Source organism: Anaerostipes sp. PC18 (assembly GCF_039789045.1).
Classification (GTDB): Bacteria; Bacillota; Clostridia; order Lachnospirales; family Lachnospiraceae; genus Anaerostipes; species Anaerostipes hominis.
Genome location: NZ_CP121164.1, coordinates 2,812,400 through 2,832,964, shown reverse-complemented (window position 1 = coordinate 2,832,964; position 20,565 = coordinate 2,812,400). Strand labels below are relative to the sequence as shown.

The 20,565-nt window shown below is 40.9% G+C and carries 30 protein-coding genes and 1 tRNA gene; 24 read left to right on the top strand and 7 right to left on the bottom strand.

Translation table 11 applies throughout. The features are described 5' to 3' along the window. Positions 1–74 precede the first annotated feature (74 nt). The 3 genes from P8F77_RS15225 to P8F77_RS15215 are packed head-to-tail and all read right to left on the bottom strand — an operon-like array spanning position 75 to position 1,129. Positions 75–170 carry an ATP-binding protein gene (locus P8F77_RS15225; RefSeq protein ID WP_235824630.1) on the bottom strand — a complete coding sequence of 32 codons (96 nt, stop codon included), beginning with the start codon at positions 168–170 and terminating at the stop codon, positions 75–77. Further along, a complete protein-coding gene (locus tag P8F77_RS15220) occupies positions 146–628 on the bottom strand; it encodes a hypothetical protein (protein ID WP_347256174.1) in 483 nt (160 codons plus the stop codon). The genes P8F77_RS15225 and P8F77_RS15220 overlap by 25 nt, the downstream gene beginning before the upstream one ends. Before the next feature lie 39 nt (positions 629–667). Then, complete coding sequence (locus tag P8F77_RS15215) at positions 668–1,129, bottom strand: hypothetical protein (protein WP_347256173.1); 462 nt, start codon at positions 1,127–1,129, stop codon at positions 668–670. A 474-nt stretch (positions 1,130–1,603) separates the two neighbouring features. Between P8F77_RS15215 and P8F77_RS15210 the strand changes: the two genes are divergently transcribed. The 5 genes from P8F77_RS15210 to P8F77_RS15190 all read left to right on the top strand — a co-directional run bounded on the left by P8F77_RS15210 (position 1,604) and on the right by P8F77_RS15190 (position 5,098). Continuing rightward, positions 1,604–1,927, top strand: a complete 324-nt coding sequence (locus P8F77_RS15210) for a Cna B-type domain-containing protein (RefSeq protein ID WP_287519164.1) — start codon at positions 1,604–1,606, stop codon at positions 1,925–1,927. A 5-nt stretch (positions 1,928–1,932) separates the two neighbouring features. Next, complete coding sequence (locus P8F77_RS15205) at positions 1,933–2,388, top strand: Cna B-type domain-containing protein (protein ID WP_330625657.1); 456 nt, start codon at positions 1,933–1,935, stop codon at positions 2,386–2,388. Between the two features lie 95 nt (positions 2,389–2,483). Continuing rightward, the gene (gene queF / locus P8F77_RS15200; protein WP_270432492.1) at positions 2,484–2,981 is read left to right on the top strand and encodes a preQ(1) synthase; all 498 of its coding nucleotides are present in this window, start codon (positions 2,484–2,486) and stop codon (positions 2,979–2,981) included. Positions 2,982–3,090: 109 nt separating this feature from the next. Next, complete coding sequence (locus P8F77_RS15195; protein WP_137329658.1) at positions 3,091–4,341, top strand: DUF2369 domain-containing protein; 1,251 nt, start codon at positions 3,091–3,093, stop codon at positions 4,339–4,341. Positions 4,342–4,423: 82 nt separating this feature from the next. Beyond that, positions 4,424–5,098, top strand: a complete 675-nt coding sequence (locus P8F77_RS15190; RefSeq protein ID WP_024726492.1) for a DUF5105 domain-containing protein — start codon at positions 4,424–4,426, stop codon at positions 5,096–5,098. 313 nt (positions 5,099–5,411) lie between these two features. Here P8F77_RS15190 and P8F77_RS15185 read toward each other — a convergent pair whose 3' ends face one another. Together P8F77_RS15185 and P8F77_RS15180 are read right to left on the bottom strand one after the other, a co-directional pair. Then, complete coding sequence (locus P8F77_RS15185) at positions 5,412–5,912, bottom strand: EcsC family protein (RefSeq protein ID WP_347256172.1); 501 nt, start codon at positions 5,910–5,912, stop codon at positions 5,412–5,414. A 49-nt stretch (positions 5,913–5,961) separates the two neighbouring features. Beyond that, on the bottom strand, positions 5,962–6,093 hold the full coding sequence (locus tag P8F77_RS15180; protein WP_347256171.1) for a hypothetical protein: 132 nt from the start codon (positions 6,091–6,093) through the stop codon (positions 5,962–5,964). A gap of 539 nt (positions 6,094–6,632) precedes the next feature. Between P8F77_RS15180 and uvrC the strand changes: the two genes are divergently transcribed. The 10 genes from uvrC (at position 6,633) to P8F77_RS15130 (ending at position 14,396) form a co-directional block, all read left to right on the top strand. Then, positions 6,633–8,516: an excinuclease ABC subunit UvrC gene (uvrC, locus tag P8F77_RS15175; protein WP_287519154.1), complete on the top strand. Its 1,884-nt coding sequence runs from the start codon at positions 6,633–6,635 to the stop codon at positions 8,514–8,516. A 29-nt stretch (positions 8,517–8,545) separates the two neighbouring features. Further along, the gene (gene hprK / locus P8F77_RS15170; RefSeq protein ID WP_024726495.1) at positions 8,546–9,481 is read left to right on the top strand and encodes an HPr(Ser) kinase/phosphatase; all 936 of its coding nucleotides are present in this window, start codon (positions 8,546–8,548) and stop codon (positions 9,479–9,481) included. Between the two features lie 5 nt (positions 9,482–9,486). Continuing rightward, on the top strand, positions 9,487–10,425 hold the full coding sequence (locus tag P8F77_RS15165; RefSeq protein ID WP_347256170.1) for an ROK family glucokinase: 939 nt from the start codon (positions 9,487–9,489) through the stop codon (positions 10,423–10,425). 1 nt (position 10,426) lies between these two features. Then, complete coding sequence (gene murB / locus P8F77_RS15160; protein ID WP_024726497.1) at positions 10,427–11,335, top strand: UDP-N-acetylmuramate dehydrogenase; 909 nt, start codon at positions 10,427–10,429, stop codon at positions 11,333–11,335. 11 nt (positions 11,336–11,346) lie between these two features. After that, the gene (rapZ, locus tag P8F77_RS15155) at positions 11,347–12,201 is read left to right on the top strand and encodes an RNase adapter RapZ (protein ID WP_024726498.1); all 855 of its coding nucleotides are present in this window, start codon (positions 11,347–11,349) and stop codon (positions 12,199–12,201) included. Positions 12,202–12,204: 3 nt separating this feature from the next. Continuing rightward, positions 12,205–13,131 carry a DNA-binding protein WhiA gene (gene whiA / locus P8F77_RS15150; RefSeq protein WP_024726499.1) on the top strand — a complete coding sequence of 309 codons (927 nt, stop codon included), beginning with the start codon at positions 12,205–12,207 and terminating at the stop codon, positions 13,129–13,131. After that, positions 13,128–13,385, top strand: coding sequence for an HPr family phosphocarrier protein (locus tag P8F77_RS15145; protein ID WP_024726500.1), 258 nt, complete (start codon positions 13,128–13,130; stop codon positions 13,383–13,385). Before whiA ends, P8F77_RS15145 begins: the two co-directional genes overlap by 4 nt. A gap of 14 nt (positions 13,386–13,399) precedes the next feature. Beyond that, positions 13,400–13,472: transfer RNA gene (locus tag P8F77_RS15140), tRNA-Thr, on the top strand. A gap of 94 nt (positions 13,473–13,566) precedes the next feature. After that, positions 13,567–14,049 (top strand): hypothetical protein, encoded by a 483-nt coding sequence (locus P8F77_RS15135; RefSeq protein ID WP_347256169.1) that lies wholly within the window; start codon positions 13,567–13,569, stop codon positions 14,047–14,049. Positions 14,050–14,168: 119 nt separating this feature from the next. Further along, a complete protein-coding gene (locus tag P8F77_RS15130; RefSeq protein WP_347256168.1) occupies positions 14,169–14,396 on the top strand; it encodes a hypothetical protein in 228 nt (75 codons plus the stop codon). Between the two features lie 267 nt (positions 14,397–14,663). Here the strand turns inward: P8F77_RS15130 and P8F77_RS15125 are convergent, their stop codons facing one another. After that, complete coding sequence (locus P8F77_RS15125) at positions 14,664–15,383, bottom strand: ImmA/IrrE family metallo-endopeptidase (RefSeq protein WP_347256167.1); 720 nt, start codon at positions 15,381–15,383, stop codon at positions 14,664–14,666. 7 nt (positions 15,384–15,390) lie between these two features. Further along, positions 15,391–15,714, bottom strand: coding sequence for a helix-turn-helix transcriptional regulator (locus tag P8F77_RS15120; protein ID WP_024726504.1), 324 nt, complete (start codon positions 15,712–15,714; stop codon positions 15,391–15,393). 157 nt (positions 15,715–15,871) lie between these two features. On the opposite strand from P8F77_RS15120, the gene P8F77_RS15115 reads away from it, so the two are divergent. The 9 genes from P8F77_RS15115 to P8F77_RS15075 all read left to right on the top strand — a co-directional run bounded on the left by P8F77_RS15115 (position 15,872) and on the right by P8F77_RS15075 (position 20,565). Next, on the top strand, positions 15,872–16,084 hold the full coding sequence (locus tag P8F77_RS15115) for a hypothetical protein (RefSeq protein WP_270433296.1): 213 nt from the start codon (positions 15,872–15,874) through the stop codon (positions 16,082–16,084). Positions 16,085–16,170: 86 nt separating this feature from the next. Further along, positions 16,171–16,443: a hypothetical protein gene (locus tag P8F77_RS15110; RefSeq protein WP_270433297.1), complete on the top strand. Its 273-nt coding sequence runs from the start codon at positions 16,171–16,173 to the stop codon at positions 16,441–16,443. Positions 16,444–16,460: 17 nt separating this feature from the next. Beyond that, positions 16,461–16,871, top strand: a complete 411-nt coding sequence (locus tag P8F77_RS15105) for a DUF1492 domain-containing protein (protein WP_235824521.1) — start codon at positions 16,461–16,463, stop codon at positions 16,869–16,871. 11 nt (positions 16,872–16,882) lie between these two features. Next, positions 16,883–17,887, top strand: coding sequence for a hypothetical protein (locus P8F77_RS15100; RefSeq protein WP_024726508.1), 1,005 nt, complete (start codon positions 16,883–16,885; stop codon positions 17,885–17,887). Between the two features lie 190 nt (positions 17,888–18,077). Continuing rightward, positions 18,078–18,362 carry a hypothetical protein gene (locus tag P8F77_RS15095; RefSeq protein WP_009291007.1) on the top strand — a complete coding sequence of 95 codons (285 nt, stop codon included), beginning with the start codon at positions 18,078–18,080 and terminating at the stop codon, positions 18,360–18,362. Between the two features lie 14 nt (positions 18,363–18,376). Next, on the top strand, positions 18,377–18,649 hold the full coding sequence (locus P8F77_RS15090; RefSeq protein ID WP_009291008.1) for a phage holin family protein: 273 nt from the start codon (positions 18,377–18,379) through the stop codon (positions 18,647–18,649). Beyond that, positions 18,636–19,433 carry an N-acetylmuramoyl-L-alanine amidase gene (locus P8F77_RS15085; RefSeq protein ID WP_347256166.1) on the top strand — a complete coding sequence of 266 codons (798 nt, stop codon included), beginning with the start codon at positions 18,636–18,638 and terminating at the stop codon, positions 19,431–19,433. Before P8F77_RS15090 ends, P8F77_RS15085 begins: the two co-directional genes overlap by 14 nt. Positions 19,434–19,535: 102 nt before the next feature. After that, positions 19,536–20,417 (top strand): hypothetical protein, encoded by an 882-nt coding sequence (locus P8F77_RS15080; RefSeq protein ID WP_347256165.1) that lies wholly within the window; start codon positions 19,536–19,538, stop codon positions 20,415–20,417. Beyond that, positions 20,398–20,565: a hypothetical protein gene (locus P8F77_RS15075; protein ID WP_186992391.1), complete on the top strand. Its 168-nt coding sequence runs from the start codon at positions 20,398–20,400 to the stop codon at positions 20,563–20,565. Before P8F77_RS15080 ends, P8F77_RS15075 begins: the two co-directional genes overlap by 20 nt.

Here is a 20,565-nt window from a genome sequence, read left to right as displayed (position 1 = left end):
CAAAACAGGGCAGAAGTCAATCGGCCTTTCCCGTCTCATTAATATGGATAAGGCGGGATCCAAATAAAATTTTTCTAATTTTCTTGTTTCACCAGAGGAAGTGTTATGGTAAAGGCTGTATATCTGCCCTTTTCTGACATGGCCTTTATGGTGCCGCCATATTCCTCCAAAGAGATCCGAACAAAATATAGGCCCAGGCCCCTGGTGTGATATGAGGCATGTCTTCGGGAGAGATTCCTTCTCCAGTATCAGTAAAAGTGATGACCGCTTCCTTATCAGAGTACTCAGCGGTTATAGTCAGGGAACCTTCCGGCAGATGTAAATAGTAATAGATACCGCCAGTGTCTGTGTACGGTTTTGTCTCTGTGTAGACATAGGACAGAAATTCATTGCAGTCCATGAGACAGGGCGGCTCATGGATCCCGCCCTCACGTATAAAATCAATATAGGTCTTGATGGCCGACACAGGAGCTTTTAAGTCATGGGCGGCGATGGAAAGAAATTCTTTGCGTTCCTCCAGCATCTTTGACAGGCGGGCTGTCTTTGCCTCCACTTCCTCCTGAAGCTGCTGGGTGAGCTGCTGGTTTTTGACGATCAGTCCCCGGTTATAACGGATGATCAGAACCATAAAGAACAGAACCATGAGAAAACCGCTGTACTCATCCTGTCATCCGAAGCAGAGTGGCTCGTACGCTCCCCCGGTCCATAAGTCAGTAAAAAGGCCAAACCCAAAGACTGCGTTTCCGGCGAGCAGCCATACAGAGGACTTTTCCTTTACAGCCCCCAGGAAGGCCAGAAGGATTAAATAGAGGCTGACCATCAGTTTGGAAGTATATACAATGGTTCCATATACATTGACCACACTTGGAAACCCAGGGAACAGTGCATAGGTAAAAATAACCGGGGACACAGCCATAAGGGCAGTAAACGTATAAACAGACATATGAAGCTTAATCGGCAGAATCCCGCTGCACAGCCGGATTGTCAGCAAAACCATACAAGACAGCATTGCAAAATATGACACATCTTCAATGAGATAGGAGATGCCGCCCAGATCCCATCCGGGCCAGTGGATGAATGGGTAGCTGACGTGAACAGAAAAAAACAGGCAGACCAGGCTGTATGCCACAAAGACTGGGTCCGGCCTTTTTCGGATTCAGACACCCAAATAACAGCGGCTCCCAGCGGGAAAAAGCACAAAAGAGCATAAAAAATCAGCTTTTGGGCCAGGGCATTTGTGACCATACCGTTTGTACCAAGTATAAGAGGATAGGTAAGCCCGCTGTAATAATGGGTATCATTGGCTGTCTGGATGACCAATTCCACACTTCCTGAGGGGAGAGAGACCAGTGTATTTTGTATATGTCTGGAGACGGGTTTCGTGTCCGGGGTGCCCATCTGGCGGACCAGCTTTTGGTTGACATAGATTCGGCAGGAAGATCTTAATAGTACTGGAGGTGTTGTCGCTGAAGGTGTCCTAGGACAACCTGATTTATCAATTCCTAGATTTGATTCAAATAATTCTGGCGATGAGATTAAAGATATCAGCAATAGCTTAGAAGGTTATGCGTTAAAAACAGTAACTGCAAAGAATGCTGAAGATATGGCGCGAAAGCAAGCAACCGTGATTGTCACAGGAAATAAAGCAAAAAGAGGCGGCGGTATTGGTGCTAATGGCAGTGTCGTCATAGGTACAGAAGACAATGGGTATAACCTGTCTGTTAAAAAGAAGTGGAATACGGTATCCGGAACTGTTCCCAAATCTATTGCAGTAGATTTAATAAAAATAGATGAAAATGATAATAAGACAATATTAGAAACAGTGAAACTAAGCGCAGAGAATCATTGGGAATATACTTTTAAAGATTTGCCAACCCAATATACTTACGTTGTTAAAGAACACAAGCTGCTGTTACAAAGTCTGTAACGAAGATATGGGATGACAAGGAAGACCAGGACGGTATTCGTCCCAGCGAGATTTTTGTTCAGCTCTATGCGGGTGACAAAATAGCCGGAGAAGCAGTGAAATTAAACTCGGATAACCATTGGTCTTATACATGGATAGATCTTGCGAAATTTGAAGACGGCAAAGAGCTAGATTATTCCATTAAGGAAACTGAGATTCCAGATGGCTACACAGGAAAAGTAGAAATTGATAAGGATGGGCACTTCATCTTAACAAATACCCATCAGGTTAAATCAATAGAGCCAACAGAAGCAAGCGAGCCAGAAGAACCAAGGAAACCAAAAAAAGCAAGTCAGCCAGATAAACTCAAGTACGTATCAAAGAATCCACAAACCAGTGACTCTGGTCAGTTCTTAGGATACATATTCCTATGCGGCGTGACAGCCAGTATTTTATTCGTTTCGTTTAGAAAGAAAAAGTGAAAACACTAAAAAAGGAGCGGAAAATATGATATACTGGTAAAAGAATCACAGATATATGAAGACCTGTGATTTTAAACAAAACAGGAGGAATTAAGATGAGTGGTAGAACCAATGTGGAATTGGAAGGTATTACGTTGCTGGGAAATCAGCAGACAAAATATCCGAATGATTATGCACCGGAAGTGTTGGAGACTTTTCCGAATAAGCATCCTGACAATGATTATTTTGTAAAGTTTAATGCGCCGGAATTTACAAGTCTGTGTCCTATGACTGGTCAACCGGATTTTGCGACCGTTTATATTTCCTATGTCCCGGGGGAAAGGATGGTGGAAAGCAAATCCCTCAAGTTATATCTGTACAGTTTCAGGAATCACGGCGATTTCCACGAGGACTGTATGAATATTATCATGAAGGATCTGATCAAACTGATGGACCCGAAATATATTGAAGTATGGGGAAAATTTACGCCGAGAGGCGGGATTTCGATTGACCCGTACTGCAACTATGGGAAGAAGGGAACGCCGTGGGAGCAGATTGCTTTTGACAGACTGGCTCACCATGACATGTACCCTGAAAAGGTGGATAACCGGTAGTATTTCAGATAATAAATTAATTTGGGAGCTATTAACTGCTGTGTTCTTTGCGGTTGGGGGACTTGTGAGATACACAGTAACAAAGACATGATAAAAAGGAGAGAACGTTATGAGAAGAGCATTAAAAGCCGTTGTGTGCTTAGGGCTGTCCCTTTCGTTGGGATTCAGCACTGTAGCATTTGGAGCGGAGAAGAAGGAAGGTATTTCTAGTGAAGTGGTTAACAAAAGAGGACAGTTGTCCTCTGAAGTCCAAAAAGTAAAAGATATCCAGGGTTTTAATACTGCTCAAAGCACCAAGGTTTCAAAGAAATCAAAAAGTGTTCGGTCAGTAGCTAATTTAAAAGCTTATCATATCAACACTCGAGCAAGTATCAATGCTATAAACAAAAAGATTGAAAATGGCCAATTTAATGTTGCTAGCCCAATAACAGGCAGCAATCAATTAATATCTAATATTTATATGCCAACAAAAGGAAAGTTATGTGTAAAGTTCTCGAATGTTTACGTTACATCTACGGGTGTGCCTACACAAACACCAGCGAATTGTACTGTCACATTAACTGACAGTAAAGGAAATTTTGTAGCTTCTGGTTATTCAGATGAAGGCACAGTGATTGCCAATTATGTTAATGAAGGGACATATAGATTAACTGTATCATCACCTTATAATTCAAGCGTTGCAACTGGATATATACCTTTCTATTATTCAAGTAATAATGGGAATTTGTCTGGAACAGCTAAATATATAGCAGGAAATGGTGGAAATAATTATCAGAATTTTTCTGTTTCCAAGAGAAGTCAAGTTTGGACAGATCTTGTTTCAGATAAAGGCTACTCTTTAAAGAGTCATATTGAAAAAAAGAGCGGTAAAAAATGGGTGCGAGTAACTGATCAGAAATATAGTTATAATTCGAATCTTAGAAAATATCATGCACTAAGTAAGGGGAGTTATCGTCTTGTTATCTCAGGAACATCAAAGTATGATATTTTTACTGCCAGATATGGAAAAAAAGCTTACACAGGCAAGTATGCAACCAAAAAATCCAAATCCAAATCTATCAGCCGTAAGAAATCCAAGACAAATGTGCTGACAGCTTCAGATGCTAAGAAGAAGACCCATTGGTACAAGTTTAAAGTCAGTAAACGCCGTTCTACACAGTTTAAGGTTACTACATATAACAGTTCAGGAAGTGTGACTGCAACGCTGTACAAGGGAAAGAAGAAGCTGAGCTCACGTACGGCATACAGCCCAAGTTATATTACTTTCAAAGGAAAATTATCAAAAGGAACCTATTATGTAAAGGTAACAAAAAATACAAAGAATACAAGCGGAAAATACATAGTCAAATATGTAAAATAAAAAGCTTTGCAGCAGAGCCGACAGACTCTGCTGCAGCTGGCTTTTGCTTTAAAACATTTTCTAATATATAGGAGAACAGGTTATGAAAAAGCAGATGAAGAAAAAATTGGCGGTATTACTAAGCCTTGTTTTAATCATTTCTCTGGCTTTGGCCGGATGCAAGAAGAAAGAGGAAATTCCGGAGCCGCACAAGCTTGCAGAAGCATATTATCTTTTGTATACCAGAGGTAATACAGAGGAACTTGTAAAATATGGTATTACGGAAGCAGACGCAAAAAAGGCATTAAAGAGCTATAAGACAAGTATGAAGTCTTCTTTCATGACATCTGCAAATTATGCCGGAGGCATGTTTAAATCTGAGGACGCGGATAAAGTTATTGATTCAATACTCCATGCGTTAGCAAAGCTTAAATATGAAGTGAAAACAGATGAAAAGGACGAAGAGGAAGGAACAGCAACAGTCATTCTGAAAACACAGAGTATTAACCTTGCAAAAATACAGTCTGAGCTTATGAAAGATATGCAGAATGCTATAAAATCAGGAAAAATCAAAAAGAAAGAACAGTTAGGCTCCTACATTCTTTCCAAAATGGCGGAACTGATTAAAGAAATAAAGCCTACAGAAGAAATGAAAGAAGTCATTTTAACCATGAAATTAAAAACAGTGAAGCAAAATAAGAAAGAAGTCAAAAGATGGATGCCTGAAAACAGTTACACATTTGGGACACAGATAGTTAAGATTCTGATTACCCAGTAAGTTCTACAGTAAACTGCTGCTGTGTCAGAAATTATTAGTAATCCTAAGACTTTCTTCAGGTCATTTTATACTTTGTTTAGAATTGTTTATTTTCTATCCATTGTTTCCGGGGAGGATTCTGATATACTTAGATTATAGTTTTTCATATATATTAATCCTCTCTTTTCATTAAATAGGTAACCCCGCATTTGACATTGCGGGGTTATTTTTATTGAATTGGCGCTGATACCTTTTTCGCAAAAATGCTCTTTAACTGTGTAACATTTCAAGGAGAAATGCTTTTACTTAGATTATCCATTTCTGTTAAAATTTCTTATTCACCTATTAAATTTGAAATACGATTTTCTTTTTCCACAATAAACCTTTTCTGATAGAATATATCGGCATACTCAAGCACTTTTTTCATTTGTGCTGTATCAATCAATGCACCCGTAACTGCGGAAGCAATCGGCACTGCTTTTCCTATCGCTTTTAATGTCAGTTTTCGGCCAATTTGCTCAAAGGCTTCTTTGAAAATGTTGTTTTCCAATCCCTTTGCCCCTACATTTTGAAGTGCCTTTTGTGCGGATTTATGTGCTAGCGCTCTCATTTGTGCCAACAATAATGGTATTCCACCACGAGCTGCCATATCCGTCCATGTTTTTTTCGCTGTTTGCTTCACAACGGCAGCTTGACTCATCAACATAATCTTACCAATAATATTCGTTGCTTCATTGTTGGCATCGCTTGTACTTGGACTTAATGCGTTTGTAAATACTTCACTTGCTATTACTAATTCAGTACTATCGTTTTTTACATCATATCCATAGAACATTGCTATTGATTGTACTGCTCTGAAATACAGAAAAGTGCTTAAAACAATGTTAAAAGGCTAATTTTTGTATTTCAGAACCAGAGTTTTGGTTTACCTTAGTGATGATCTGCTTCTCATTAATAGAAAATTTAGCCGCCTGTTCCTCAATAGTTTTAAATCCACTTCCGATTACATTCATCATTTGAGAATATAATTTTTTCTCCGATATATTAAGGCTAATATCAATTCCCCATTTCTTAATTTTCTCGGGTACAAGTTGTCCTGCCTTTGTACCTAACTTTACAAGTTTGCTGGGTTCAATAAGTTTAGTGTGTTGTATTTTATAACACAGCTTGTAAATTTCGCGAGTGTATCAATAGGTATTTCTTGTTTCGACAATCATCATTCAGAAATAGCCATTAATGCCAATCTGTTTGATATTAAGTATAGCTCGCAGAATACAATAAATCCATATCATTTAATCTTAAATCCGCTATGTAACAGATAAGAAAGCGAAATCAAATTTCAAAGTTCATGACTTTTTAATAGCACAGAAACTAATACTATTTTTTATTCCATAGGTCTGCTTGAGTCCTAGCTTTTGATAGACGTCGCAGTTTCCGAAAGAATAAAAAAGCCCTATGGGTGTTATGATGGGGGCTTGTCTACTTTGTTCTTTTCTGTTTCTTTAGAGTATGATATCATGGTACACACATGTTGGGATGATGGAGGAGAGCCAGGATGTTTAACATACAGGAAGAATTAAAAAAACTTCCGGCAAAGCCCGGGGTTTATATCATGCATAATGACAAAGATGAGATCATATATGTAGGTAAGGCGATCAAACTCTGCAACCGTGTGAGACAGTATTTCCAGGGCAGCAGAAATTTGACCACAAAGATTCAGCATATGGTATCTCATATTGCATATTTTGAGTATATTATTACAGATTCAGAACTGGAAGCACTGGTGCTGGAGTGCAACCTGATCAAGGAGCACCGGCCCAAATACAACACCATGCTGAAGGATGACAAGAATTATCCGTACATCAAAGTTACCACCAATGAAGAATATCCCCGGATCATGCTGGCCAGAAAGATGAAGCAGGACAAGTGCAAATACTTCGGGCCATATACAAGTGCGGGGGCAGTAAAGGATATCATTGAGCTGCTGAGGAAGCTTTTTAAGATCAGGACATGCAGCAGGAAACTTCCAAAGGATATCGGAAAAGACCGTCCTTGCCTGTACTATCAGATCAAGCAGTGTGAAGGGCCTTGTCAGGGATATATTTCTAAGGAAGATTACCAAAAATCCATTGAGAAAGTTCTGGGCTTTCTAAACGGAAATTATAAAGATGTATCCGAAATGCTCACCGAAAAGATGAACCAGGCGGCTGCCGAGCTGGAATTTGAATCGGCCGCAGAGTACAGAAATCTGCTGAAAAGCATTGCAAAGATCGCAGACCGTCAGAAGATCAACAGCCATGGATTTGAAAACAGGGATATCATTGCCTTTGCAAAAGAAAAAACAGATGCAGTAGTTTCTGTCTTTTTCATACGGGACGGAAAGCTTTTGGGAAGAGAATATTTTCATATGACCCAGGACGAGGAAACTTCGGATCAGGAGCTCATGAGTGCATTTGTAAAGCAGTTTTATGCAGGGACACCATATCTTCCAGGGGAGATTTTTCTGGAATGCGGTATGGATGACATAGAAATCGTAGAAGAATGGCTGTCCAAGAAACGGGGAGGACGTGTCCATATCAGGATCCCGGTACGAGGTGAAAAACACCGTCTGGTGGAACTGGCGAAAGAAAATGCACGGAATGTCCTGAACAGGGATAAGGAAAAGCTGAAACGGGAAGAACAGCGCACAATCGGGGCGGTTAAGGAAATTGAGCAGCTTCTGGGGATTAAGGGACTACACAGGATGGAGGCTTTTGATATTTCCAATATCAGCGGATTTCAGACGGTGGCATCCATGGTCGTGTTTGAGGACGGTAAAGCCAGAAAGCGGGATTATAGAAAGTTCCGCCTGAAGTCTGTGGACGGTCCGGATGATTACAAGAGTATGGAAGAAGTCCTTACAAGAAGACTGTTACACGGACAGCGGGAGATCGAGGAGTTGAAAGAGAAAAATCAGGACCTGGAATTTGGCAGTTTTACGAAGTTTCCGGACCTGCTGCTGATGGACGGAGGAAAAGGACAAGTCAACGTTGCGGAGAGGGTTTTAAAGGATCTGAATCTGGAAATCCCTGTGTGCGGTATGGTGAAAGATGACAATCATAGAACCCGTGGATTGTACTATAATAATGATGAAATCTACTTTCCAAAACGAAGTGAAGCTTTTCTGCTTGTGACCAGGATTCAGGATGAAGCCCACCGGTTTGCCATTGAGTATCACCGGTCACTGAGAGCAAAAGGACAAGTCAGTTCTGTGCTTGATGATATCAAAGGCGTCGGTCCAAAGCGAAGAAAAGAGCTGATGAAACATTTCAAACAGATACAAAACATCAAAGATGCCACGGAAGATGAGATCATGCAGGTGCCGGGCATGACTCGGAAAGCGGCAAAAGAAATCTATTCGTTTTTCCATTTGTCTCAGGAAGAAAATGTGATAAACTAAGAATAACAATCGGACAAGGAGGATTCATTATGAGCGAAGAATACAAGGTATCGGTGGCAGAACTGGCAAAAAAGCTGGAGTTGATCCCAGTGATCCCGGACATCAACACCAATGACATTTATATTACACAGGCAGAAGTAAACCGTCCGGCATTGCAGCTGGCAGGCTTTTTTGACCATTTCTCATCATCCAGGGTGCAGATCATCGGAAATGTGGAATATATATACATCAACAATATCTTGGAGAAGGAAGATAACTGCGACCAGATCCTGGACCGCCTTTTTAGTGCCCAGATCCCGTGCCTGGTATTCTGCCGGGGAAAAGAACCGTGTGAAAAGATCATTAATTTCGGAAGAAAATATGGAGTCCCTGTTTTTATCAGCAAGGATTCCACCTCAGAATTTACTGCGGAAGTGATCCGCTGGCTCAGTGTGGAACTGGCTCCGAGGATTTCCATTCATGGAGTTTTGGTGGACGTTTTCGGTGAAGGTATTCTGATCACAGGAGAGAGTGGTATCGGAAAGAGCGAAGCTGCCCTTGAGCTGTTAAAGAGAGGACATCGTCTCGTATCAGATGATGTGGTGGAGATCAAGCGTGTGAGCAAAGATACCCTGATCGGCTCATCCCCTGCTGTGACCCGGTTCTTTATTGAACTGCGGGGTATCGGCATCATTGATGTGAAGAATCTGTTCGGTGTGGAGAGTGTCAAGATGACCCAGAGCATTGATCTTGTCATTCAGCTGGAAGACTGGAACAAAGAAACAGATTATGACAGGCTTGGACTGGATGAAAATTATATAGAATACCTGGGGAATAAGGTAGTGGCACATGCGCTGCCGATCCGTCCGGGAAGAAATCTGGCCATCATCGTTGAGGCTGCGGCCATTAATCACCGCCAGAAGAAGATGGGATATAATGCCGCGGAAGAATTATACAAAAGAGTGACCGGGAAATTGGAGGAATAAGCAGTATGAATTACATTTATGGAGTCGATGTAGGAGGCACCACCGTAAAACTGGGACTGTTTCAGGAGGACGGAAGCCTTATAGAAAAGTGGGAAATTCCCACCAGAAAAGAGGACGGCGGAGCACATATCATAGAGGATATCGGAGCGGCGCTGAATGAAAATATCGCATCCCGTGGGATAGAAGCCGGACAGCTGATCGGGGCAGGTGTGGGTGTCCCCGGGGCAGTACTTTCTTTTGAAAAGGTCAATGAATGTGTCAACCTGGGCTGGGGCCAGGTCAATGTGGCAGAAGTATTAGGAAAGCAGCTGGGCTGTCCTGTCAAAGTTACCAACGATGCAAATGTGGCGGCACTGGGAGAACTCTGGGCAGGAGCCGCAAAAGATTATCGAAGTGCGGTCATGGTTACTCTGGGAACAGGCGTGGGCGGAGGCATGATCGTCGATGGACAGATTATCAACGGCAGCCACGGATACGGCGGCGAAATTGGTCACATGACCGTAAACCCGGCGGAGACACGCAGATGCAACTGTGGGAAGACCGGCTGTCTGGAACTGTATGCTTCAGCAACAGGAATTGTTTATGAGACAAAAAAAGCATTGGAGGCATCTGACATAGAAACGCCGCTGCGCCGGCTGAACGGCTTTTCGGCAAAAGATATTTTTGATCTGGCAAAAGAAGGAGACGCCTTCGCCATGGAACAGGTTGACCGGCTGGGAGAGAAGCTGGCAATGGCATTCGGAAATATAACACTGACAGTAGACCCTGACGTATTTGTCATCGGGGGAGGCGTGTCAAAGGCGGGAGATATCCTTCTTGACGCCATTAAAAAGCATTATGGGACATATACCTTCGGCGCTGTAAAAGAAGGGAAATTTATTCTTGCGAGTCTTGGAAACGACGCGGGAATTTACGGCGCTGCAAGGCTGATTAAAGGAGAATAGCATGAGTACGATTCTTGAAGAATTGAGACAGAAGATCGCACCTGAACGGGTACTTACAAAAGAACCAATGAAAAAACATACGACCTTCCGCATCGGCGGAGAGGCGGAACTGTACGTCGTTCCTGAAACTTACGGGGAAGTGCAGTGGACAGTGAAAACCGCAAAGAAATACGGAATTCCCATGTTTATTTTAGGAAATGGAAGCAATCTACTGGTAGGGGACCGTGGAATCGACGGCATTGTCCTTCAGATTTATAAAAATATGAATGAGATCACAGTAAACCGGACTGAGATCACGGCTCAGGCAGGGGCATTGCTGAGTTCCATTGCCAGTGAAGCGCTGAACCAGAATCTCACGGGATTTGAGTTCGCGGGAGGCATACCCGGAACATTCGGAGGGGCGATCACTATGAATGCGGGAGCCTACGGAGGAGAAATGATCCAGGTGTTAAAAGAAGCCACGGTACTCACGAAAGAAGGAGATATCCTTACCCTTACTGCCGATGAACTGGAACTTGGATACCGAACCAGCAATGTCATTAAATGCGGATACACGGTGCTTGGCGGTACGATTTCTTTGAAGGAGGGAGACCCTTCTGAAATAAAAAAACAGATGGATGAGTATACATTGGCCCGAAAGACGAAACAGCCTCTGGAACTGCCGAGTGCAGGCAGCACCTTCAAGCGCCCGGAAGGTTATTTTGCAGGGAAATTGATTGATGATGCAGGACTCAGAGGATATCAGGTCGGAGGTGCACGTGTGTCAGATAAACACTGCGGATTTGTGGTAAATCAGGAGAATGCAACGGCGAAAGATGTTCTTCAGCTGATCGAAGACGTTCAGAAAACAGTGAAGGAGAAGTTCGGAGTGGACCTGGAACCGGAAGTGAAACGGGTCGGAAAGTTTTAGAGGAATTACGTATGAGGTTTGTAATTGTAACCGGGATGTCGGGGGCGGGAAAGAGCAGTGCTCTCAAAATGCTGGAAGATATTGGATATTTTTGTGTGGATAATCTTCCAACCAGACTGCTGTGCAAATTTGCTGAGCTTACCCTTGACAAGACTGCAAATATATCCAATGTCGCTCTCGGCATTGATATCCGGAGCGGAGCATCCATTGATGAATTTTTGGATGAGTTAAAAAAAGTCCATGATATGGGTGTCAAATTTGAGATTCTGTTTCTCAATGCCAGCAACCGTATTTTGATCAAACGCTACAAGGAGACCAGAAGAAATCATCCCCTGGCACGCAGCGGCCGGATTGAAGACGGCATTGAAAAAGAGCGGGAAGCAGTGAATGAATTAAAAAAATATGCGGATTATGTCATAGATACCAGCCAGCTTCTCACAAGGGAGCTGAAGGCTGAAATTGACAGGATATTTGTCCGGGAAGAGGAATATGCTAATTTCAATGTGGCAGCAGTGTCTTTTGGGTTCAAATTCGGCATACCGGCAGATGTAGACCTGGTGTTTGACGTAAGATTCCTTCCCAATCCTTATTATGACCTTTCCCTGCGTCCTCTGACCGGCAATGACGGTCCTATCCAGGAGTTTGTCATGAAGCATGAGGAGTCCAGAGTATTTTTAGAGAAATTAGAAGATATGCTCAAATTTTTGATTCCCAACTACATCAAAGAAGGAAAATATAATCTTGTCATAGGGATCGGCTGCACCGGAGGGAAACACCGTTCTGTCACCATCACGAATGCACTGGCAGAAAAATTAAAACAGCTGCCATATCCGGTGAAAGTTGAGCATAGAGATATAACGAGGTAGGAAATGTCATTTTCAAGTGAAGTGAAAGAAGAACTTGCAAGACTTACGAGCGGAGCAAGACACTGTAAAATCGCAGAGCTTGCCGGTATTCTTAACTTTTGCGGGGAAGTCCGCGAAGAGCAGGGAAGCTATCTGGTAAAGGTCCATACGGAGAATGTATCTGTGGCGAAACGGTTTTTTACGCTGCTGAAAGATACATTCGGTATTCATGGAGAACTTCAGGTAAAACGCAACGAATATCTGAAAAGAAGTCGAAATTATTCGGTTTTTGTTGACAAACATGAGGATTGTGTTTTATTATTGAAAGCAGTGAAATATTTCGAGCCGAAAAACTTTGGATTAGTCCTGCAGAACACGTGCTGTAAAAGAGCCTATATCCGGGGAGCATTTCTGGCAGCCGGTTCCATGAGTGATCCGGAGAAGAATTATCACTTTGAAATTGTAACTCTTCATGAACAATTTGCGGAACAATTGCAAGATGTGCTTGATTTTTTTGAATTAGATGCTAAAATAGTTATTCGTAAGAAGTACTATGTAGTGTATATCAAAGAAGGTGCCAAGATCGTTGATGTACTGAACATCATGGAAGCACATATAGCTTTGATGAACCTCGAAAATGTCCGTATCTTGAAAGATATGAGGAACACGGTGAACCGCCGTGTAAACTGTGAGACTGCCAACATCAACAAGACAGTGTCAGCAGCCGTGAAGCAAGCCGAGGATATTCGATTTTTACAAGAGCATAGAGGGCTTAGTGAACTGAACCAGGGACTACAAGACATCGCCTATCTGCGATTGGAACATCCGGAGGCTACTCTGAAAGAGCTAGGAGAGATGCTGAATCCCCCCGTCGGCAAATCAGGGGTCAATCATCGTCTTAAGAAGCTGAGTAAGATCGCTGAAGATATGAGAATGGGAGGATCATTATGATTTCTAAGAGTATCGATATTCATGTGACCGAGAACAAGGAAGAACGTCCGGTTGCTTTTCTTGTCCAGATGGCCAGCCAGTTTGAGAGCAAGATTTTAATCGAGGCAGGCAACAAAAGGATCAATGGAAAAAGTATCATGGGTATGATGAGTCTTGGGTTGGATGATTTAGACAATATCACTGTTGTTGCTGACGGAGCAGATGAAGAAACTGCCATCACAACAATTGAAGAATATTTGACAAAAGGAGCATAAAAGGCTCCTGACATGCTGAAATAGCTCAGTTGGTAGAGCACTTCACTCGTAATGAAGGGGTCGCCGGTTCAAATCCGGTTTTCAGCTTTGGCGCAAACACTGTAGATATCAGTGTTTGCGCTATTTATTTATTTCATAGGAAAGTTCTACGACCTCCCTATGAAATAAAACGCTCCGCGGGTTGGCACAGATGCGTAAGGAAATTATTTGCCTGCGGCAAATTGCATCAGGCACGCAAAGTTGTCAAGCCCCTCAAAGAGTGAGGGGTTGGGGCGTTGAAGTGGGCTTGCCCACTTTGTTCTGTCTTTTTAGAAGCATCGAAAACGGTCTTTGCAATGTTTTTTCAATGTATCGTAAATTGGAAGCTTCTTTCTCTATGGATTTTATTATCAATACATATGATCTGTATAGGATTGTTACAAAAGGTAACGATCAGTTGTTTTTTACAACGCATAATACTGATATACTGGATTTGCCTTTACCAAAGCTTTCGTTTGTATTTTTGAGAAAAGATTCAAATGATGAGTCTCAACCAATTAAATGTATTAGTGCTGCTCAATATTTAAAGCGAAACACAGATTCTTTAAGGAATGCAGTGGATAATGATTTGTTTTCGTCAGCGCCAAGTGTAGACTATGTTTATAAAATAGCTGATTTAAAATAAGAGTTTTTATGCAAAAGAGGATAGTAAATGAGTGAAAAGAGAAAAAATAAATATTATCATTATTTGGTCGAAGGAGAAGATTGTAAAGTACTGTAAAGGAAGTTTTGTGTATTACACAAGTGAAAAATTTAGAGGATGAATTAATACGAAGCTGTGATATAAGGCAAATTAAGGAGTTGACTGGAAGCAAATCAAATAAAGACTTTAAGCGTGATGTAATAAAAGATAATAGTTTTCATAAGAAATTACTAAAACATAATTCTAATTTTCAAAAATTTTGGATATCTTCAGATGCGACCTATAAATGTATAAATAATGATGCAGAGAGAATTAAGCTCAGGAACTAAATAAAAATCAGCACTTCCTCCTTTGGAAAATGTTCGTAAACAAAGTGTATGACACGGCAACAGTGGTAAAAGGGAAGACCTTATACAGGAAAGATGCCCGGACTGTCCAACTGCGATGGAATCATAAAACCCGGATGGTCAGAACAGTTTATACCGGGACACATTAAAAAGAATAATTGAGATAATAAAAAACTCATATCACATGGCTGTTGGACATATGATATGAGTTTTTTATTGTAAGACTTTTGCCAAGTCAAATATGTTCTGTTATATATTGTTAAGCAGCTGCTGTTCAATCTGCAGAAGCATTCTGTCATTTCTGGATGTGTATACAGGGGTGTGCTGCTTTCTGATATGCTCCATCCTGCAGTGGAGGCATAAATCTTCCGATGAATTATAAATTGTCTTTCCGCATATTATACAGGGCTTTATACTGTAAATAAACTCCTCCATATCATCATTATAAAAATGACGGTACATGGCCTTGTCAACATCACTTACCTCTCTTGCTGCGGATTCTTTCCAAAGTCTGTAATTCTGAAATGCGTAGGACCCGGCCTCTCTGCTGATCTGGAAAACCGAGGAGACATCATCCTCATTCCGGCACTGTGCAAAATGGATGGCCATTCTGGGGGCCAGAATATTGCTTGCAAAAAAATTGGCCTGCTGTTCGTTACAGGCACATTCTCTGGAATGTCCCAGCATAATATGTCCCAGTTCGTGCATAATGGAGAACCGAATCCTGAAAGGAGATTTGCTCTCATCATAGGCTATGATCCGATTGGCTCCGTAACGGAAAGCGTCTTCTGAATAATTTCTGCAGTATTGATAGAGCCGTTCATTGATATCCCGCATATTCTGATAGGTGAAAATACGGTATCCATAGTGCCTTAAAATGCTGTAACAATCAATCGGAAATGACTGGACTTCACAGTCTCTGTAAACATCGAGTATCTTAACAAGTATATCGTGATAATTCAAATCCACCAGTCCTTTATAATTCAGATAACATCTTTATAAGTTCTAATTTTTCCTCAATAGACATTTCTTTTCCGTTTCTTGCGATCAGTGTTTTCAAATCTTCATATGATGGTTCTTTTTTGCTGTCAGAGGTCAGGAATTCATCGTCGCAGAAATACTCAGTGGTGACACCGAGTTCCTTCGAAATCTTTAATAAAACTTCTATGTCTGCCTTTCTGCTGTCTCTCTTGATCATCGAATAAATAGTCGTAGGTGCCACATTGATTTTCTTGGCCAGTTCATTGGCATTCATGTGATGTTCCTGCAGTAACAGCTCCAACTTTGCTCCAATTCCCATAAAATATACCGCCTTTCTAATAGAAAGAATAGCATAACAAAAACCAGAAGTAAATAAAAAAATATGCAAATGCGTATAATTATCTTGACATATAACTCATATGCGTATATTATATCAATATAAGATACGCAAACGAGTAATATCAGGAGGTGAGCTGTTGCCATATTTAAATTTAAAAACTGAATTAAAAAAAACAAATATTACAAATGAAGAGGTTGCACATGTATTGAGGCTGCGGACAGAAGACGTGCTGGACAAACTGGAAGGCTCAGGGAGATTCACCATCGGAGAAGCAATGCTTCTGAAAAAAAGGTATTTCCCCCGGATGCCGCTGGAATATCTGTTTGTACATACAGCGTCTAAGCCGTAACAATTTTACTTTTTATATTAATGAGTATAGAACATTTGTTTGGAAAAGGCAATGGGCATAATAGACAAAATTTAGAGAGGAGTACTATGTTTGACTTTCAGACTGAAAAGGGAAAAACTGACGCAGTTATCAGCATTTTGCTGCATCACTATACAAAGGAGCAGTTATCAGAATTTTATGGAATTTCCATAAGAATGATCAATGAGTGGATCGGGGCATACCGGAGCAGAGCGGCGGCTGAGATCAGAGACAGGCAGATCCGCTTTAACGGAAGAGCCGTAAATAAGATGAGGCCTCTTGTGACCGTTTACAGACCGACGTCCGGAGCAATGTATATAGGATGGAAACATATCAGATAAAGAAATGAGGGATTAAGTTGACAGAAAAGGAATTGGGTCAGATGCACTATCTGAACAGGGAAATTGAGAAACTGAATGAAGAACTCAGCTGGATGGAATGTAAGAGTATGATAAAGTCACCGCTGTTGACGGGGATGCCGTTTGGGACCGGTGTCAGTGACAAGACAGCAGACTATGCGGTACGAATGGAGGAGATCCGGGAGCTGATCGACCTGTCCATTAAAAAACTTCTGCACACAAGGGCAGAGATCGAACGGTTCCTGCAGGAGATTGAAGACCCGGAACTCAGGCTTATTATACGGCTTCGTTCCATCAATAATCTTGGATGGCAGGAGATTGGGGAAGAACTTGGAATGGACAGGAGGACTGCGTCAAGGAAGTATCAGAGATTTTGTGAGGAGAAGTTTATTCACAATGTACAAGAATAATGGAGGAACGTATGGACATATGGAAGAACACAGTTATAACGGATAGAGGAATAGAACTTCAGACAAAGTTATTGGATGGACAGGGACTGAAGATTACAAAGGTGAAGGCAGGAGCCGGGCAAGCACCGCTTTATGATCTGAGGAGCCAGACAGAGGTTCTGGATGTCAGGCAGGAAATAAATCTTCGTCCCGCTGTCATAAAAAATGATCAGATTACAATTCCTGTTCTTTTAGAGAATACGAAGCTGCAGGAGAGTTATGATCTGTGGCAGATAGGGTTTTATGCAGAAGATCAAGATGGAAATGAAGTTTTATATTGTTTATCTCAGGCAGAAAGAGGAAGGTTTATACCTGCCGTAAACGAAAGCCCTGGTTTTTCGATTACATGGGAGTTTTGTTTTAAGAATTCGGATACTGCTCCGTTTGATATTGATATCGATCCAAGCGGATTCGTATCCCTTGAAGAATATAATGTACATTCTGCAGCCATAGATAATTTAGAGGCGGATATACAGCAGATCCTTTCTTATTTGTATCCGGTTGGAATGGTAATTGCTTTTGCAGAAGAATTTAATCCGAATGAATCTTTGCCAGGAACTTGGAAGAGATTTGCAGAAGGAAAAACCTTAATGGGAGTGAATGAAAATGACAGCGATTTTATTCATGTAGAAAAGCCAGGAGGTTCAAAAACACATTTACATTCGACTGGAGATTGTAAAATAAATACCAGACAGCTTCCTACTCATGATCACGGTCAAAGAAATATGTCAGGTACTTTTCGGGCGTATTGTTATAAAGATTGGAAATACTCCGGAATTATTTCAGGGGCATCAAAGGCTTTGACAAATGATATGACCACAGGCAATAAGGATGTGGGAGGGATAACTTTTACAGTAAATGCTTCCCATAAACATGACTCCGTCGGAGAAAATCAACCTCATAATCATGGAAACACAGGAAGCGGATTAAATTTACCGCCATATGTAACGGTATATTACTGGAAAAGGGAAAGCTAGATTTGCCCACAATGTCCCCTATAAGGATGATATAGTTATCATAGAGAATAAAGGATAAGAGACGTCAAGTAAGGTAAAAGGGTCTCATTATCCTTTATTCTTTTTTTAGCTACAGCTATTTGAAAGGAGATGGAGATATATGGACACATAGAGCAAGATAAGATAACAGATGTTAGGAAAGGAGCAAGCAGTGCTGGAACAAATTTTAGCAATATGCGGTGGCATCAGCATCATTGGCGGAGCGGGTGCGGTTATTTATAAAATTGTATATCCTGCTATGCATTTCAGCCACCGCGTAGACCAGTTAGAAGAACATTCGGAGAAAGATTATCAACGATTAAAGGGATTGGAAGAAATGCAGAAACAGCAATCCAAATGTTTAGCTGCAATGCTAAACCATCAGATTACAGGAAATGGGATAGAAAACATGAAAAAAATAAGGGATGAACTTCTGGAAAGTATCATCGAAAAATAGGGAGGAGATTACAAATGGATTTAAATTTTATCAGTGAGTATTATATGCCGATGGTACTGACAGCGTCTTTCATTATTGGTTATGTAATTAAAAAATCTTTAGATTTTATTCCTAATAAATATATACCATTGATTCTGGCTGTCTGCGGTGCATTTATGGGATGCATCTTAAAGAATCAGATAAATCTGGAGTCTATTATATCTGGAGCTTTTTCCGGGCTTGCCAGTACGGGACTGCATCAGACATTTACAAGGCTAGTGGAGGGGGAGAAATATGGCGAGCTATAACATAAGTGCGGGGCATAATCCATCTAACAAAGTTGCCTGTGGTGCAGTGGGATACTTGGATGAATCAAAAGAGGCCAGGCAGATTGTAAAAGAGATTATACGGCTTTTACGATCTGATGGACATAAAGTTTATGAATGTACCTGCAACAATGGAAAAAGTCAGGGTGACGTTTTAAAAAAAATTGTTTCTAAATGCAATAAAAGAGAGGTTACGTTAGATATCTCGATTCACTTAAATTCAGGGAGAAACGATTGTATTGGTGATGGAAAAGTAGCCGGAACAGAAATCTGGTGTACTGCCTCGTCAGGAATAAAAAAGCGTGCCGCTGAAAAAATATTAGATAATATGAACAAGATTGGATTTAAAAATAGAGGAATTAAGACAACCAGCGGTCTATATTATCTAAATCATACAAAAAACAAAGCAATTCTAGTGGAAGTCTGTTTTGTGGATGATAAAGATGACTATAAACTATATAAAAAAGTTGGTTATAAAGCCGTGGCAAGAGCAATAGCAGAGGGAATTATTGGAGAAGAACTAAAGGGAAAGAAAGAAGAAAAATATACTACAGTAAAAAGCAGTTCATCTAAAAAGGCAATACGCTGGCTTCAGGCTAACTTAAATAAGTGTTATAAGGGAAGTCTTATGAAACTTTCAGAGGACGGAATTTGGGGTCCTAAAACTCAGGAAATGCTTGAAAAATATTGGGAGCAGCTAAATTGGAGAAAAGGAACTTATGCGGGAAGAAAAACGTGTAAAGCCCTGTATAAAAATAGGAGATAAATAGTTTGCCCACAATGTCCGCAGCATTAGTGCTATGATAATAATACACCAAGAAGGGAACGTAAGTTTGGTAGGTGTAAATATAAAAAAGGAGGTGAATCTATGAATGAACTTGTTTACCAGAGGTTAACTGAAAACGCATGGATGATAGAGAATCTCGCAAAATACAATGGAAAACCCGCAGTTTTCTTAAGAAATGCACCCAAAGATTCAGACGAATTATGGGAGGGGGATATCTACCCAAGAATTGTTTATGATTTGCTTATTCAGTCAGATCCGAAAGGTGACATTACAGGAAGGCTGGCCATAAGGATGTTCTGTAAGCCGGATCAAACAGCCGTCTGGGAAAATTTCGAGAGAGAATTAATTTCTTTATTTCATCACTGTTTTTTCTCTTTTGACAATATGACAATAGGAATGAAATGGTTGCGGTCCAAAACAATTAAGCCGGAAATTGGAGAGGATTCTAAAGGATATTTGGTTTGTTTTCAGCCGGGAGCTTTTTTTAAACAGGACGCGGGCAATTCAGATATTGTTGCTGTTTTTCAGAAGTGGCTGAAAGAGTTGAATGATCAGATTAGAATACCTGGAATGGAGAATACAGGTCCCACATGGAAAGCTACAGACGAGAATCCAGCTGTTTATTGCCGTCTGGGGAATATTCTTCCCGGAACGTATAATGATACATGGGAGGTATCTTGGCTGACGGCAACCGTGAAGATTCATGTAATAGCTCGAAGGAGAAAAAGCATAGAACTGATCAGATCTATATGTGAGCAGTTGAACCTTAAAGACAAGTTGAAAATGAGTGATGGGGGTATGTTTTTTATAGATTCGGTAACGTTTAAAGATAATGCGGATAGCTTTAAAGATGGACAAATTTTAGTCAAAGGACAGTACGGTGTTCAAAAGAAGGAAGAAGAGATATCCAAAATAAAAGATGTAAATTTTAAGGAGGATCAAAATGCAAAAAACGATTTATAGCTTAGAAGAATATGCGTCAAATCCGGAAAGTCTGGATGCATCAGCAGACATGGTTCGTGCAGCTTTCACTTTTGCAGGAAAAACAGAGGCGGAGATTAAAGAAGCTAAAAAATTAGTAAGAGATTTTAAAAATAAGGAGGTACAATAA

Excerpts from the sequence above, each read along its gene's own strand:
- P8F77_RS15220 (WP_347256174.1), bottom strand. The coding sequence starts at position 628 with ATGGTTCTGATCATCCGTTATAACCGGGGACTGATCGTCAAAAACCAG.
- P8F77_RS15210 (WP_287519164.1), top strand. The coding sequence starts at position 1,604 with ATGGCGCGAAAGCAAGCAACCGTGATTGTCACAGGAAATAAAGCAAAA.
- queF (WP_270432492.1), top strand. The coding sequence starts at position 2,484 with ATGAGTGGTAGAACCAATGTGGAATTGGAAGGTATTACGTTGCTGGGA.
- P8F77_RS15195 (WP_137329658.1), top strand. The coding sequence starts at position 3,091 with ATGAGAAGAGCATTAAAAGCCGTTGTGTGCTTAGGGCTGTCCCTTTCG.
- P8F77_RS15190 (WP_024726492.1), top strand. The coding sequence starts at position 4,424 with ATGAAAAAGCAGATGAAGAAAAAATTGGCGGTATTACTAAGCCTTGTT.
- P8F77_RS15185 (WP_347256172.1), bottom strand. The coding sequence starts at position 5,912 with ATGTTCTATGGATATGATGTAAAAAACGATAGTACTGAATTAGTAATA.
- P8F77_RS15180 (WP_347256171.1), bottom strand. The coding sequence starts at position 6,093 with ATGATGAATGTAATCGGAAGTGGATTTAAAACTATTGAGGAACAGGCG.
- uvrC (WP_287519154.1), top strand. The coding sequence starts at position 6,633 with ATGTTTAACATACAGGAAGAATTAAAAAAACTTCCGGCAAAGCCCGGG.
- hprK (WP_024726495.1), top strand. The coding sequence starts at position 8,546 with ATGAGCGAAGAATACAAGGTATCGGTGGCAGAACTGGCAAAAAAGCTG.
- P8F77_RS15165 (WP_347256170.1), top strand. The coding sequence starts at position 9,487 with ATGAATTACATTTATGGAGTCGATGTAGGAGGCACCACCGTAAAACTG.
- murB (WP_024726497.1), top strand. The coding sequence starts at position 10,427 with ATGAGTACGATTCTTGAAGAATTGAGACAGAAGATCGCACCTGAACGG.
- rapZ (WP_024726498.1), top strand. The coding sequence starts at position 11,347 with ATGAGGTTTGTAATTGTAACCGGGATGTCGGGGGCGGGAAAGAGCAGT.
- whiA (WP_024726499.1), top strand. The coding sequence starts at position 12,205 with ATGTCATTTTCAAGTGAAGTGAAAGAAGAACTTGCAAGACTTACGAGC.
- P8F77_RS15145 (WP_024726500.1), top strand. The coding sequence starts at position 13,128 with ATGATTTCTAAGAGTATCGATATTCATGTGACCGAGAACAAGGAAGAA.
- P8F77_RS15120 (WP_024726504.1), bottom strand. The coding sequence starts at position 15,714 with ATGGGAATTGGAGCAAAGTTGGAGCTGTTACTGCAGGAACATCACATG.
- P8F77_RS15110 (WP_270433297.1), top strand. The coding sequence starts at position 16,171 with ATGTTTGACTTTCAGACTGAAAAGGGAAAAACTGACGCAGTTATCAGC.
- P8F77_RS15100 (WP_024726508.1), top strand. The coding sequence starts at position 16,883 with ATGGACATATGGAAGAACACAGTTATAACGGATAGAGGAATAGAACTT.
- P8F77_RS15090 (WP_009291008.1), top strand. The coding sequence starts at position 18,377 with ATGGATTTAAATTTTATCAGTGAGTATTATATGCCGATGGTACTGACA.
- P8F77_RS15085 (WP_347256166.1), top strand. The coding sequence starts at position 18,636 with ATGGCGAGCTATAACATAAGTGCGGGGCATAATCCATCTAACAAAGTT.
- P8F77_RS15080 (WP_347256165.1), top strand. The coding sequence starts at position 19,536 with ATGAATGAACTTGTTTACCAGAGGTTAACTGAAAACGCATGGATGATA.
- P8F77_RS15075 (WP_186992391.1), top strand. The coding sequence starts at position 20,398 with ATGCAAAAAACGATTTATAGCTTAGAAGAATATGCGTCAAATCCGGAA.